General features: G+C 51.2%; 10 protein-coding genes. 4 read left to right on the forward strand and 6 right to left on the reverse strand.

Going from position 1 to position 13,931, the window contains the following annotated elements:
• Nucleotides 1–187 precede the first annotated feature (187 nt).
• Nucleotides 188–1,792, forward strand: a complete 1,605-nt coding sequence (locus N7E60_RS07425) for an ABC-F family ATPase (protein ID WP_408642320.1) — start codon at nt 188–190, stop codon at nt 1,790–1,792.
• A gap of 73 nt (nt 1,793–1,865) precedes the next feature.
• Here the strand turns inward: N7E60_RS07425 and N7E60_RS07430 are convergent, their stop codons facing one another.
• Genes N7E60_RS07430 through N7E60_RS07450 form a run of 5 tightly spaced genes read right to left on the reverse strand, consistent with a single transcriptional unit; the run spans nt 1,866 to nt 10,466 of the window.
• Nucleotides 1,866–2,444 carry an Lcl C-terminal domain-containing protein gene (locus N7E60_RS07430; RefSeq protein ID WP_077661967.1) on the reverse strand — a complete coding sequence of 193 codons (579 nt, stop codon included), beginning with the start codon at nt 2,442–2,444 and terminating at the stop codon, nt 1,866–1,868.
• A complete protein-coding gene (locus N7E60_RS07435) occupies nt 2,444–3,907 on the reverse strand; it encodes an Lcl C-terminal domain-containing protein (protein WP_269596970.1) in 1,464 nt (487 codons plus the stop codon). The genes N7E60_RS07430 and N7E60_RS07435 overlap by 1 nt, the downstream gene beginning before the upstream one ends.
• A gap of 46 nt (nt 3,908–3,953) precedes the next feature.
• The gene (locus N7E60_RS07440; RefSeq protein ID WP_269596972.1) at nt 3,954–6,227 is read right to left on the reverse strand and encodes a proprotein convertase P-domain-containing protein; all 2,274 of its coding nucleotides are present in this window, start codon (nt 6,225–6,227) and stop codon (nt 3,954–3,956) included.
• A 9-nt stretch (nt 6,228–6,236) separates the two neighbouring features.
• Nucleotides 6,237–8,405, reverse strand: coding sequence for a TonB-dependent hemoglobin/transferrin/lactoferrin family receptor (locus N7E60_RS07445; protein WP_269596974.1), 2,169 nt, complete (start codon nt 8,403–8,405; stop codon nt 6,237–6,239).
• Nucleotides 8,406–8,417: 12 nt separating this feature from the next.
• Nucleotides 8,418–10,466 carry a prolyl oligopeptidase family serine peptidase gene (locus N7E60_RS07450; RefSeq protein ID WP_269596975.1) on the reverse strand — a complete coding sequence of 683 codons (2,049 nt, stop codon included), beginning with the start codon at nt 10,464–10,466 and terminating at the stop codon, nt 8,418–8,420.
• A gap of 165 nt (nt 10,467–10,631) precedes the next feature.
• Here N7E60_RS07450 and rrtA point away from each other — a divergent pair, with 165 nt between their 5' ends.
• The 3 genes from rrtA to N7E60_RS07465 all read left to right on the forward strand — a co-directional run bounded on the left by rrtA (nt 10,632) and on the right by N7E60_RS07465 (nt 12,818).
• A complete protein-coding gene (rrtA, locus tag N7E60_RS07455; protein ID WP_269596976.1) occupies nt 10,632–11,246 on the forward strand; it encodes a rhombosortase in 615 nt (204 codons plus the stop codon).
• Nucleotides 11,247–11,319: 73 nt separating this feature from the next.
• Entirely contained in the window at nt 11,320–11,802 is a 483-nt protein-coding gene (locus N7E60_RS07460; RefSeq protein ID WP_269596977.1) for a DUF2780 domain-containing protein, read from the forward strand.
• 119 nt (nt 11,803–11,921) lie between these two features.
• Nucleotides 11,922–12,818, forward strand: coding sequence for a DMT family transporter (locus N7E60_RS07465; protein ID WP_269596978.1), 897 nt, complete (start codon nt 11,922–11,924; stop codon nt 12,816–12,818).
• Nucleotides 12,819–12,890: 72 nt separating this feature from the next.
• Here N7E60_RS07465 and N7E60_RS07470 read toward each other — a convergent pair whose 3' ends face one another.
• Nucleotides 12,891–13,841 carry a VirK/YbjX family protein gene (locus N7E60_RS07470; protein WP_269596979.1) on the reverse strand — a complete coding sequence of 317 codons (951 nt, stop codon included), beginning with the start codon at nt 13,839–13,841 and terminating at the stop codon, nt 12,891–12,893.
• Nucleotides 13,842–13,931: the final 90 nt, after the last annotated feature.

Raw genomic sequence — 13,931 nt, forward strand, 5'->3', positions numbered from 1 at the left:
TCACAGCAGCTCCAAGGCCAGCGATGCTGGCCTTTTTTATACGGGCTACTCTGTTAATCCCATCACATTTCTGTACAATGCGCGCTCAGTCTTATTTATCTTTACACCCTCCTCGCTTGGCCGTGCATCTTCCGTTTTGAGTATGATGATACGCGCCCTCGTTGAGCATATTCGCTAGGAAACTCTTTTGATTTCAATCGCCAATATCACCATGCAGTTTGGTGCTGAACCGCTATTCGAAAATATCTCTGCCAAATTTGGTAACGGAAACCGCTACGGGTTAATCGGGGCCAATGGCTGTGGCAAATCGACCCTGATGAAAATCATGAGCGGTGCCCTCACCCCAAGTGCAGGGAATGTTTCTATCACACCAGGGCAGACGTTGGGCGAGCTGAGCCAAGACCAATTTGCCTACGAACAGTATTCAGTGATTGATACGGTGATGATGGGTGACCGAAAGCTTTGGGAGATCAAGCAAGAGCGCGAGCGTATTTATTCTCTGCCAGAAATGAGCGAAGAAGACGGCATGGCCGTGGCTGAGCTAGAAAGTCAGTTTGCAGAAATGGACGGTTACACCGCGGAAAGCCGCGCGGGCGATATTCTTTTGCAAGCCGGCATTGCCGAAGAGCTGCACTTTGGCCTGATGGCGCAAGTGGCGCCGGGGTGGAAGTTGCGCGTGCTGCTTGCTCAAGCCCTGTTTGCCAATCCTGATATCTTGCTGTTGGACGAACCGACCAACAACTTGGATATTCACACCATCAACTGGTTGGCGGGTGAGCTGCAACAGCGCCAGTGCACCATGATTATTATCTCGCACGACCGCCACTTCTTGAACGCCGTATGTACCCACATGGCGGATATTGACTACGGTGAACTGCGCGTATATCCGGGTAACTATGATGACTTTGTTGCAGCATCTAGCTTGGCACGCGAGCAATTGCTGTCGAGTAACGCCAAAAAAGAAGCCGAGTTGAGTGAGCTGCAAGACTTTGTGAATCGCTTTGGTGCTAATGCCTCTAAAGCCAAGCAAGCCAGTTCACGCGCCAAACGCATGGAAAAGATCCAGCTTGATGAAGTCAAAGCATCAAGCCGTGTGCACCCTTACATCCAATTTACCGAAAGCAAAAAGCTCCATCGCCAAGCGGTTGAATTGAAAGAGCTGGGTCATGGCTTTGAAGATGGCCTGTTATTCGATAACGGTCACCTACTGCTTGAAGCTGGCTCACGACTGGCTGTGATCGGTGAAAACGGGGTGGGAAAATCAACCCTACTGCGCTGTCTTGTGGGTGAGTTAAGCCACCAGAAAGGCACCATTAAGTGGTCTGAAAATGCCGCGATTGGCTACTGCCCGCAAGATAACAGCGCGGAGTTTAACAACGATCTGACCCTGTTTGAGTGGATGTCGCAGTGGCGTACGGCCAAGCATGATGACTTGATGGTGCGTGGCATTTTGGGTCGCTTGTTGTTCTCAGCCGATGATGTGAACAAAAAAGCGAAAAGCTGCTCAGGGGGCGAGAAAAACCGCCTGATATTCGGCAAGCTGATGATGCAAGATATCAATGTGATCGTGATGGACGAGCCGACCAACCACATGGATATGGAAGCCATCGAATCACTCAATAAAGGCCTAGAGCAATTCTCAGGCACTTTGATTTTTGTCAGCCACGACCGTGAATTTGTTTCCTCATTGGCGACCGATATCATTGAGATCAAAGACCAGCAATTGATCCACTTTAACGGCAGTTACGATGAATACCTCGCCCACTTAGAAAAAGTACGTGCGGTGGCTTGAACACTTCGGTTATCGATCACCAATAACAACTCACTCGCCCCAGCCACAGTCGATGTCGCTGGGGCGATTTTTGTTACTGGTCTGTCACTAGCAGTACACTGCCCTCGAGCTGCGTCGGCCCGTAAGCAAAGATCTCCGCGTTACGCACGTCAAACATCAAAATCGTATTATCCGCTTGCACATGGCTATTGCTCCACACGTAAGCGCGCACATCACCACTGCCATAGCCTTCTTCTGACGTAGAGTATGGGAATCCGGCGGCAAATGCCTTTGGATTAAGCGCAGGTTTCATGCAGGCATGTTCAGCCAAGGACGCTAGCTCTTTAATATTGGGCATGCGCCATTGCGTGTGACCGGCAAATTGATGCAGAGGATGCGCTTGGCTTTGATTGATCGCCTGCACTTCATTAAGTGCGGCTTGCCAATACATTCCGGTGCCCTCGCCACGACACGCCTGTTGTTCGGCTTGCCAGGTTTTACCCAGTGGGCAACGCATCCAAGTTAATCCGGTAAAGGTGTCCGTTACCGTACCATTATCATCAAAGCTGTAACGGACATTCGGTGCCGTTTTGGTTAAATCAATCGAGCATTCTTGGCCCGCCCATGCAGTTACAGATGCGAAGATACTGGCGGCAATGATCAGCTTGTTCATTATTTTTCTCCTTGGGCGACAAGACGGATAGGCAGTTGCCATGAGGTGTAGTCAGACTCGACCTGATCGCTATAGATCTCGAGCGATACCGTCGTGCCACGATCACTGCCTCGTGTTTGCGGTAGCTGGATATAGCGCGCACCCGGCGTCGCAAATGCGGTATATTCGGTTAAGAAAGACGTGGAGGACCACAGCAAGCCGGCATCGTATTCACTGGCAGAGGATTGATGAGGGAAATACTCAGTATCGAGCCCATAAACACGCCCATCGCTATCGGTTTGCGTCTCGCCGAAATCAATCAGGCTATACAGTTCAATAAAAGTGGGTAAGCGCCATTGATCGATGCCACAGATCTGTTGCTGATTTAGGTACGCTTGGTATTGGGCCGTGGTGCAAATACCCTCAGCGTCTTTGCAGCCTGTCGCCTCAATGTCTTTGTCAAACGGTTCGAACTGCCCGGGCACTTGATAGGCAAAAAGGCGATCCACATATCGCGGGGATTGAGGATCCATGTGTTTGCTCTCCCATACCAGTCCGCTGCGATTATCTTGCACACAATCCCACGTGGTCGCGCTATCGGGCAAAGGCTGACCCTTGTCATCCAGTTTGGTGAAGCTAAACCCACCTTCCGTTGCATCAAACCCATAGTCAGCGTCTTGACCGGGGTAATCGACAGGCGCGGTGGCAACATTCCCGCTGTCGGAATAATAGCTAACAATGCCGGTATCGTTCACAGGGCGCATTTGAGTCCGTTCATCCAACTCAACCAAAATCGCGTTCAGCTCAGCATCACTCGGAGCACCTTTAAGTAAAACATCCGAGTAACGCGCCAATTCACCGCTTAGTAGCGCTAGCATGCGATTCGCCCGCGTGGGCGTCATCCCCGATATCAGCGATAAAACGTTATTTTCAAGCTGTACAAAACGGTTATCCGCTCCGTTGGTAAGCAAGTCTGCTTGCGTCGTGACGCCCATCGCCTCGAATTGCTCACGTAAATGAGCGACAGCATCTTGATAGGCATCCCCTGCCGCCATGTTGCTAGCGACCAGTGTGCTGATCACATTGATCTCATTGCCGGTAGTCTTGCGCACGCCGGGAGCAACAAGGAATGCATTCGCTTGGCGAGGCGCGTCAGTCTGCGCTCCCATTCGTTGCGACGATAACGTGGTCACGCCGGTGTCGATTTGCGCGACAATCGGTGAGGACAAGATCGCTTTATCGGCGCTGGTGAGAGTAAACGCCCCCTGCTCCGCTTGTGTGGTGGGTTCGTTGGCGTTACAGGCAAAGTCACCATTTAAATCCGCACAAACGGTTTCATTACCGGTGGCATTGGTGGCGCTAATGGTACCAGAGACGCTGTAGGTCGGCGCGATCGAGTCGCTTGCACTCGTTTCTGATCCAGAACCATTACAGCCTGCCAGTAGCAATGCACTGGCGAGTAGAGAGTAGTTAAATTTCATCATATCTATCTTTTTAATAAGGGTGTTAAGGTGATTGAATAACGCGCTATCAGGACTCGCCCTTTCGTGCTCGCCAGCCGCCCCAAAGCAAGCCCACCAGCAGCAGTGGCCATGACAACGCGCCGCCTCCCGAGCTAGCGGTGTCTAGAGCATCCTCGGTGCTAAGGTCGGTATCTTGGCAATCGAATCCCGTCACGCGTCCCACTTGCCATGCCACCAGCTCACCACTGCTGCCTTGGGCATAGTCTGTCACTTCAAGACGCCAACTCCCCGCTAGGGGTTCGCCATCAAAGGCTTGTAAAAGATCGTCGTGCTGGCTGGTCCAATAGCGCACTAAGTCATTGCTCTGACGGGCGGTATTGGCATGTAACGTCACCCGTGAGCCTGCGGGGGAGACAAGAACAACGCGTAAATCTGATGGGCTGGCATGGTTGATATGGACATACACGCCAAGATCGGCACGAATGGCATTCGCGTCATCATTAATAATGAAGTTAAAACTCTTGAAACCATTGTTTTGAGCGCCATTACTGGCCACCGATGCATCCGGCAAGGTCGCATTCAGGGTTTGGCGCGATTGGGTGAGTTGGGGCAAGCCTTTAATCACCGTCAAACTGTCTTGCCATTGATGGGTTTGCAACGTGTCATCAAATTGATAGTCAATTCGCGCCTCAAGAGTCAGCGGCTGACCGCATTGCGCCGCAAGCGGTAGAGGGATAGAAAACGACTGAGCCTGATCAAGTGATTGATTAATGGACGTGGGCGCTCCACCCTCCACTTGAATATCACCACGCACTGAGGCTGTGCGCCCTTGTGGTGTTAAGCGTGTGTGGATCGCCGCCGTATCGGCAACATAACGCTGGCTTGTTTCAAAGCGAAACGGTGCTTTGAGCAAACCGTGTTTTTCAAAGTTCGCTTTCAACAAGGCTGCATAGTCGCGTGATGGATAATAGGTTTTAGCCACATAGAGCATGCTTTCTGCCAGATCGTGCATTTTCATGCCCCGGCCTAGCCCAAACATCGACTCCAGCACCAAGGTATCCATCTCTTTAAAAGCGGGTTCACCATACAGCGCGACGGCTTGCTTGAGGGTTTGGAACAAAGGCGTCGACCAAAGCTCATCCCCTAATTCACCACCAACGTTTTCGTGCGCGCGGTATTCACTGCTTTCAAAATAGCGCGCTTTTTGATTCCACAAACTGCGCGTACCTTGCTTAAAACCGAAATAACCATCCCAGTTAAAGACGGTATCAATCTCGAAGTCATCACCTTGTTGATACAAGGTGCGATAGCTAGAAGATCCCGCCCAATAGTCAGCAAATCCCTCACCCAGGGCGCCAGTGTGGCCGTACGCCCAGTCGGGCAAAATATGGTAGTGAATGCCGTGGGCCAGCTCATGGACCACGACATCGGCATCAAGTGTATCGGGCGAGCCAGACGCCCCAAACATCACGGTGTTAGGACCCACATAGTAAGACGAGTTGTTCGAACTTAAGGCGTGAGCATCAAAGCGTACCGGACCGTCAAATAATGAATACCCTAACGAGGACACATATTGCAGGGACTTATCCAAATGATAAAACGCCATCATTTGTGCAAAATCTTGACTATCAAAAGGCAACGCTGTGAGCGAAGCATGGCTCGCAAACTGTGTGACACCATCCGGATTTAAAAACGAGACACTGTCACTTTTCTGCCATTGTCCAGACTCAGGGTTTTTGTCTTCAAAGGCGATAGCATCAACGGCTTGGACTCTGGGATTATTCAGGTAGAGCGTACCGCCCACATCCAATAAAGACACATCACGCATAACAAAGCGTGGCGCGTGGGGATAATCCGCCAGCGTTGTCCAGAGCGTTTCGGGGGCTGGCTGTTTATCCATACTACGCAGATCCGGATCAACCACATTGACGGTGCGCGTCACTAATTCTCCGTCTGATAGCGCTGGCGGCGCATCCGCGATCAGGCGACGCGGGATCTCAATAGCCGCCTCTTTCACTGCCTCACCCTGTCGGATCATGGTGTCGGTTAGGCTTTTATACACCCGAGTCACCAAACCGTGTTTGTCGGTATGTAACACCAACGTACGCTGCGGCTGATACTCGCCACCACGGTAAATATCAAAGTTATACTGACGACCAAGCAAACTGCTGGTTTGGTAGCGCAACGACAGCTCCCCGACTGACGGATAATGCGTGCGCAAATACTGCTGTGCTTGAGTGGCATCACTTGCTTGATAATTGCCCGCAGGGTAATCCCATTCCCCTGCCATGGCATTGGCACTGGCAAGTACCAACGCCACAAGACTGATCGCTGATTTCATGGTTCTTCCTTAAAACGCATAACGTGCATTGAGGGTGAAGTAACGACCGGGCTCGGTCGAAAAACGGGTTTGTGACTCAGAAATACCGGCAACGTCTTGATAACGAATGTATTCGCGGTCTAACACGTTATAGACATTGAGATTGATAGAAGCATGAGACGAGAACTGATAGCCCAAGCCAAGGTCAACGCTCGCCCAGCCAGACGTCTGAGCACACTCAGTGCGGGTGCCTAACTCGGTGTAACACATGGGCGTGCGGGTCATCTGATCTGCCCAGTTCAAACGGGTATAACCGTTAAACGATTGGTTATCGAAGTGAAGCGACAGGCTGCCTTCGAGGGGGGCTAAGTTGCGAACATACTCGTCATTGTCGTCTTTACCGGAGATCCAGCCGATCTGACTTTTCGCTTGCCATTGATCGGTCAATGCATAGGCCGCTGATGCCTCAACGCCATACGTTTTTACACCATCAAGGTTTTCATAGCGTTTCTCAAACAGGCCGGTTTCCGCATTAAAACCCTGATCGGCAATATCAATAAACTGGCTAAACCGGTTGTAATATGCCGCGGTATACAAGCGCAGCTTGCCGTCATCATATTTGGCCCCAAGCTCAAAACTATCGCTGGTTTCCGCGTCAAGCGACGGATTGGGCAGCACCACAAATGGCGTCACCGGCACAGAGGCGTGGTTAGAGTAGCCATAGCTTTTGTCGTATTCAGGCGCTCGATAACCATGCTTATAACTGAGGTAGGTATTGAACGCGGGCGTCCAGTGATAAGCCACCGAAGCACTGGGCGATAACGCTGCACTGTTATTGTCCGCCACACTCGCCATGCCAATGGCTTGGGGATCGTCTGCGCTTAATCGGTACGCATCAGCACGTAGACCCAGCATTACACGCCACTGCCCGATACTCATTGCATCTTGCGCATAAACACCTAACGCATAACTCCGTGCTGGCGCGAACGGTTGCGTATCACTCACCGTTACGCCGTTCCAATCGAGAGTCGTTTTCGTCACAGGGCGTTCATGGTAAGCCGTTTCTAACACACCACCGTAAACCAGCGTATGCACCACGTCTCCGCTGATTTGCTCAGCGTTGGCGTCTACCGACCAACCGATTGACTGGTCTTGAAAACGGCGATCATCCAGCACCCGACGTTGCTCATTGATCCCCATGTTCCAGCGAGTCATCAAACGGTTCGTGTTCTGGGTAAAATCGGTATTTCGGTAATAGAGCTTGGTGTTGAGGGTTTCTAACCAAGGCTGCTGGGCGTGATATTCACTGCCAAGCCAAAATTGCGTGGTTTCGATTTGTTCGGCTTGATCAAACGTTTTGATATCCCACTTACCGTCAGGTTGAATCGATGCTGTCCCTTCTTGTCGCGATGCATCTTCACGGTAGAACTTGGCTCGAGCACTTAGCTTCCAACGATCGGAGACATAATGATCCAGACGCAACGAGGCACTGCCACCATCCAAAGTACGGTTATACAAATCTTGCTGGTAATTACGGGTTTCTTCCCCTTCCCAATAGCTCACATCGAGCAACGCACTGGTATCACCATGACGGAGCGCGAGACGACTGCCGACTCGGCCTTTATCACTGAGCTCGCTGTAGGTAACTTGCGCGTCGGCGAACAGATCCTTGTTGCGGAGGAGATCGTCCGCGGACAGCGATGTCACGATCACAGCACCGCCTAATGCACCTGAACCGTAACTGGTTGAGCTAGCGCCTTTCACGACTTGGATTTGCTTGGCGCTTGCGATATCAAAGGAATTACGCCCTGCTTTATCATTCAAATCAGCGGCACCGAACCCATCTGCGACTGGAACGCCATCTTCCACAATCAAGATACGGTTAGCGGACATGCCGCGAATAGTGATGTTTTGAGGGCGACCCGCTCCGCCTGTCACACTGACACCCGGTTCGTTTGTCAGTGCATCATAGAGCTCAGTGGCGCCCTTTTTTTGGATATCTTCGCCACGATAAATGGCGACCGAACCCGCTGTATCTGACGGTAATTCAGCAAATTTATTGGCCGTGACGACCACCGTCTCAACATGGGGATTGGTCACGTCACCAGAGGTATTCTCCTCGGTGTTGACAGAATTGGCGTGCACGGTGCCAGTAGCCAGTGCCGTCAGCACTGCCACAGAGACAGAAGACAATTTCATTTAATACTCCGGTTAGTTCACACGCTTCAGTTGGTGTAAGAGAAAGGCATAGTCGGTCGCTTGTTGCGTCAGCCCATGACGCGCATCGGCTTGGTGGCCTCGGGAAAAATCCGTCAACAACAAATATGGGCCCGATCGGGTGCTGGTTGCGGCTAAATGCGAAAGGTATTGCGCCCCTTCCCAAAAAGGCACACGCTGATCATCCCAGCCGACACGCACCAGCATAGGGGGATAAGGTTTTTGCTGGATGTTGCGCAAAGGATCATAGCCTTGCATAACCTCGCGCTGATCGCTTTGCGCAGGATTGCCCCATTCTTGGTATTGCTGTGCCGTTAACGGCAACGCCGGGTTGGCCATACTGCCCAGCACATCGACAAACGGAACATTAAGGCTAGCGGCAGCAAACGTTGCGGGCGCTTGGTTAAGTGCCGCGGCAACCAAGGTACCGCCAGCGCTTGAGCCCACAGCCGCGACTGCACGCTGTCCGTCTTGATAACGGCCCATCGCTTTGGCGACATCAATAAAATCTTGGATGCCATGCTTTTTATTCATCCCGCTGCCTGCTTGGTGCCATGTTGCACCGTAATAGCCTCCGCCACGCACATGCGCAATTGCATAGATGACGCCTCGGTCCATTAGCGAGACAGTTTGCGGCATAAAATACGGCTTCATGGTAAAGCCATACGCGCCATACCCATACAGCACGACTGGCGATGACGGGGTCAGCGCATCTTTGCGGTACGCCAACGTAACAGGAATACGATGCGGCCCAACGTACAAGCGTTCAGAGTGATAACGAGATGCATCAAAGTCGGGGTAATGATCGGCACTGACTTCACGACGTGTGCCGGATTTAAGATCCAGCGCTTCCCATCGTGGTGGCTGTACGAGCGACATACTGCGAATAAACAACTGATTGCTAGCATAGTCGCCTCCGCGCGCAAACCAAGCGGCCTGCCCTTGTGCCGCCAAAGGCTGCTTAACCACGCGCTCACCGTCCGCATTAAGTAAGATAAACCACTGCTCACCCTCGTACTGTTGGGTGAGGACAATGCCATCTTCGAAAAGGTAAAACGTGTTTAACTCAGCGCCCGGCTCGGCAGCATAAACGACGTGCCAATCATTCGGTGTCGCGACGGCAGCGCGATAAAACTGCTTGTTTCCTTGGTGGTTGCTCAGCATCCATAACGCATCATCCGTCTTGTCGAGATAGTATTCGACATCCGGTTGACGCACTTTGAGCGGTGCAGACAGGCTGCCTTCATTCAGACGAAGTAGACGCTGTTCGGTCGACGATTCATTGTTGACTTGCACAATAGCCGTATCTGTGTGGCTAGCACGGTATACCGACAACAACCAAGCTGGATCGACTTCTTCATACACCAAGCTATCGCCACCGGTAGTGCCTATTTCATGGCGGAACAACTGGCTGGGACGCGCAGTTTTCGCCTCTTTGCCGACATAGTAGAGCTGCTGATTATTCGGCGACCAGATGACAGATGCATCAGCCCCGGTGGCAATAATATCGGCTTGCCCTGATTGGCGGTTGATCAGCACGATGCGGTAGTCTTCCTCACCGTGAATATCCTCGGTAATGGCGAGCCATTGTCCATTGGGACTTAACGACCAAGTCCCTAGCTGGTAATACGCATGTTCAGCGGCTCGCGCCTCAATGTTGAGCAATGTCGATGCTTTTTCGCTACCTGCTTCTTTTTCGCGAACGGCTTCTTGTTCGCTGGCGGCTTTGCGCATACGCAGCACGCGCTCACCATTAACCCGTGTTTGTAAAAACTCGCGACCATCGCGCGCTAACCAAGGTTCGGAACCGGTTTGCGGTGCACGCTCCCATTCACTCAATAACTCATCACGAAGCGATTGACTCGCTGTCAACGACTGTTGCGCATGCTGATTTTGGCGTTCCAGATATGCCCGAATTTTATCCTGTTGTTGCGTCACATTTTGCAGCCACGAAAATGACGACAACGTATTCGTTTCATCATCGCTATGGCTCAATGGCGACACAAACATAAGCCCGATTAACAGCGCATTCACTAACTTCATGTTATAAAAACATTAAATTGGGGGTAAGTTCAGGGCGCGCATCATAGATGCAAATACGATTGAGATCAATTATCATTTGTAATGATCTTTGAGGGAGATCTCATTCAGTCATATTGACTGTAATAAAGCGTTGTTATTTAAGCTGTAACGAGATAAAAGGCGACCATGAAGCGAAAACGACCTATCACCCTACACGCGCCAATTCAAACACTTGGATTGCTGATAATCGTCGCGCTAGTGTGTGTGGGTGTTCATTATTCGTCGCTCGCCGAGACGTGGGTGTGGCAGCGCAGTGCACTTGCTTCAGGCCAAGCATGGCGCGTGATAACCGGCAATTTTATTCATCACAACGTCTTCCATGTACTGACCAACATGACGGGATTAGGCGTATTCGGCCTGATGTTTTATCGCCATATCAGCGCCGGTACGCTGGCGTCACTGATCTTGTGGCTTGCGTGTGTGGTTGGTCTGGTGATGTGGTGGAGCCCTTATCAGCAATATATGGGTCTATCTGGGGTGTTGTATGGATTATTTATGTTTGGAGGAATAAGCACTATTCACACCCCTAGCGGGAAATGGATTGCCTTAATTACGAGCGTAAAATGTGTGGGAGATGCTCTCACGGGTCAAGCTCTGCCTATGCGTGCCGCATTGGGTATCGATATTGCTCACCTCGCTCATGCTGGAGGGATCGCCGGGGCGCTGGCCTTTTTTGCCATCAAAAAGCGGATCCAACATCGCACCATATCAGCTAAAAACACCGACCTTGCACTGTCTTAGTGGTCTGCGACTTTCATTCACCGCCATTTACCGCTATACCTACATCACTCTCGGTTGATAATAGGTGCCTTCTATGAAAGCGACACTGCCAGCACTTACGCTTGCTGCCATATTAATCTCTCCCTCCAGTCAGGCGTTGTTTGGTCAAGGTAATACCACCACGGATGTGATGACCCAAATGGCGACCCAATTTGCGGACGACCAAGCCAGTGAATCGCCGCTTGTACAAGCGATTACCGAGCAAGTGGATGTTAGCCCGACGCAAGCGGCTGGGGGCGCAAGTGCCCTGCTAGCGATGGCGGCGAATCAGCTCTCCGGTAACCAGCAGCAAGAGCTGGCAAGTCTGCGTCCTGATTTATCGTCCCTTTCATCATTACTGGGTGACAGTGGCATTGGCGATAACATTGGTTCGCTCGAGAGTTTATATAACGTGGCTGACACACTCGGCATTGATGCGGCCACCTTGCAACAATTTGTACCGATTGTACTCGACTATTTAGGCCAAAAAGGTGCCAGTGAAGGTTTACTCAGTGCACTAACAGGGCTTTGGCCTTAGTGTTCGCTTAAACGTTTTCATCGACGCGCGGCGCTTAACCGCGCGTTAGTGCGTTCTCTCAAGCAAAACGGATCGAGACACGTTATCATAGCGGCCTTGTTGTTTTAGCCGGTGTGATTATGCCTGCCTTTTCATTGTCCGCGATCCCTATTGGGATCCGCTTTATGCTCCTTTCCGCGTTCGGCTTCGCGGTCATGTCCGCCTGTGTTAAATATGTCAGCCTACATGGTATCCCACTCTTTGAGATTGTCGCTGCACGGGCGTTGGTGTCGCTTATCATCAGCTACACCGATGTCAAACGAAAAGGCTTGTCGCCCTTTGGCAATAATAAACCGCTACTATTGCTGCGCAGCGTATTAGGGACGGCCGCACTTATGTGCGTGTATTACGCCGTTACCACCCTGCCACTCGCCGAAGCCACTGTATTGCAATACATGCACCCCGTTTTTACTGCGGTGCTTGGCTTTATCGTACTGAAAGAGCGATTACAAGGCGCCACCTTAGTATCCATTGCCCTGTGTTTGGGCGGCCTTTATCTGATGGTACAACCCAACCTCAATACATCGATCGATAGCGCACTTCCGCCCTTTAGTGTCGCTATCGCATTACTGGGGGCTTTAGGGAGTTCGGTGGCCTACGTGATTGTACGAAAACTCAGCCGCAGCGAAGACAGCTCGGTGATCATCCTATACTTCCCGATGGTCGCTCTGCCGGTCTCAATAGTGTTGATGTGGCCAGAGTTTGTGATGCCAAGTTTGCCACTCACATTCTTATTGGTGTTAGTGGGTGTATTTACTCAAATCGGCCAGTATGGGCTCACCAAAGCCATGCAAACACAACAAGCTGGCGAAGCGTCAGCCTATGCGTATGTGCAAATCGTGTTTTCTACCTTAATTGGGATAGCGATCTTTCAAGAACTGCCGTCCATGTGGACGTATCTCGGTGGTGGGCTGATTGTGGCAGGCGCATTGTTCAATGCCGTGGGACACCGCCTCTTTCGACGACGTTTGATGTAGTTCGGCACGAAGGTAGTTAGAAGACGTGAGCATGGCCTCAAAAGAGGCCATGTTATTGTTTTGCTTTTCTGATCAGGCAACTTGATGCATTTCTGCACGCGTTTCCGTCAACGCGTTTATCGCCAAGCGTAGATCTTGCTCTAGGGTATGCAACCAGGCATAACGCTTGGTGTATAAACGTCGCTTACTGCCGCTAAGCTGGGTAACATCTTTGCGTATTGGCTGCATCGGTAAGGTATACATATACCGACTCAATGGCATCCCATCATATTCGCGCCAAAGCTCATCATAATCAAACGTCACCACATTCCGCTTAGAGGTGATGTAACGGATCGCTTTATAAATATGGCCTTTGTTAGACACCGCGTAGCAGCGCTCGGCACCCATGATACGGCCCAGCATCAACACCAGCTCTAACATCAAAGCTTTGGTGCGTAACCCATGCGCCGTTTTCGTCAACATTTTAATGATCTGATGACGGTCAGGTACGCTATCACTCGGACCTTGCAAGGCACCGATATAGAGCTCTCGCCCCTCATGGTTGAAGTGGAACGAAATGCTGTACACGCCTTGCTTGCTCTCCACGTCATACAAGGACAAACCCAGTGCCCCTTCGCGAATTGCACCACGATAAAAACGCACGCCATATTGACGGCCATTATTGGCGGTAAAGCTGACTAGAGGCAGACCCGCGACCGAGAAAATGGTGCTGCAATGACGGCCAAAGGTATTCGCCATAAAACGATAATGGTCATGCAACATTTCAACCCGCTCCGGCATGCTCAATGAGACATTGAGGTACGGTTTAAGTGGTTTGGTGATCACTTCCGGATAGTCAGCCAATACCGGCTCCAAATGCGGTTCGTTAAATACCTCAATCATTCGCTCCATGATGGTAGGAAATGCCGAACCTAACGCGCAAAAACGCCAGTTTTTGCTCACCACACGCCATCCTTTGCTGTTCGGATAAATTTTGTCAGCCCACTCCACAAGGCTAATTCGATGTTGTTTACTGATATTCATCACAGCCAAACCCACTTCATTGTGTCGCATAAGATGCGCTAAAGAAGGCTGACTATAATCAGCAAGTCAAAAAAAGGCTGTCGTGAGAAT

This window comes from Salinivibrio proteolyticus, from assembly GCF_027286365.1.
Classification (GTDB): domain Bacteria; phylum Pseudomonadota; class Gammaproteobacteria; order Enterobacterales; family Vibrionaceae; genus Salinivibrio; species Salinivibrio proteolyticus.

Bases quoted from the DNA above. Each gene is read 5' to 3' on its own strand.
- N7E60_RS07430 (WP_077661967.1), bottom strand. From the start codon at position 2,444: ATGAACAAGCTGATCATTGCCGCCAGTATCTTCGCATCTGTAACTGCA.
- N7E60_RS07435 (WP_269596970.1), bottom strand. From the start codon at position 3,907: ATGATGAAATTTAACTACTCTCTACTCGCCAGTGCATTGCTACTGGCA.
- N7E60_RS07440 (WP_269596972.1), bottom strand. From the start codon at position 6,227: ATGAAATCAGCGATCAGTCTTGTGGCGTTGGTACTTGCCAGTGCCAAT.
- N7E60_RS07445 (WP_269596974.1), bottom strand. From the start codon at position 8,405: ATGAAATTGTCTTCTGTCTCTGTGGCAGTGCTGACGGCACTGGCTACT.
- N7E60_RS07450 (WP_269596975.1), bottom strand. From the start codon at position 10,466: ATGAAGTTAGTGAATGCGCTGTTAATCGGGCTTATGTTTGTGTCGCCA.
- rrtA (WP_269596976.1), top strand. From the start codon at position 10,632: ATGAAGCGAAAACGACCTATCACCCTACACGCGCCAATTCAAACACTT.
- N7E60_RS07460 (WP_269596977.1), top strand. From the start codon at position 11,320: ATGAAAGCGACACTGCCAGCACTTACGCTTGCTGCCATATTAATCTCT.
- N7E60_RS07465 (WP_269596978.1), top strand. From the start codon at position 11,922: ATGCCTGCCTTTTCATTGTCCGCGATCCCTATTGGGATCCGCTTTATG.
- N7E60_RS07470 (WP_269596979.1), bottom strand. From the start codon at position 13,841: ATGAATATCAGTAAACAACATCGAATTAGCCTTGTGGAGTGGGCTGAC.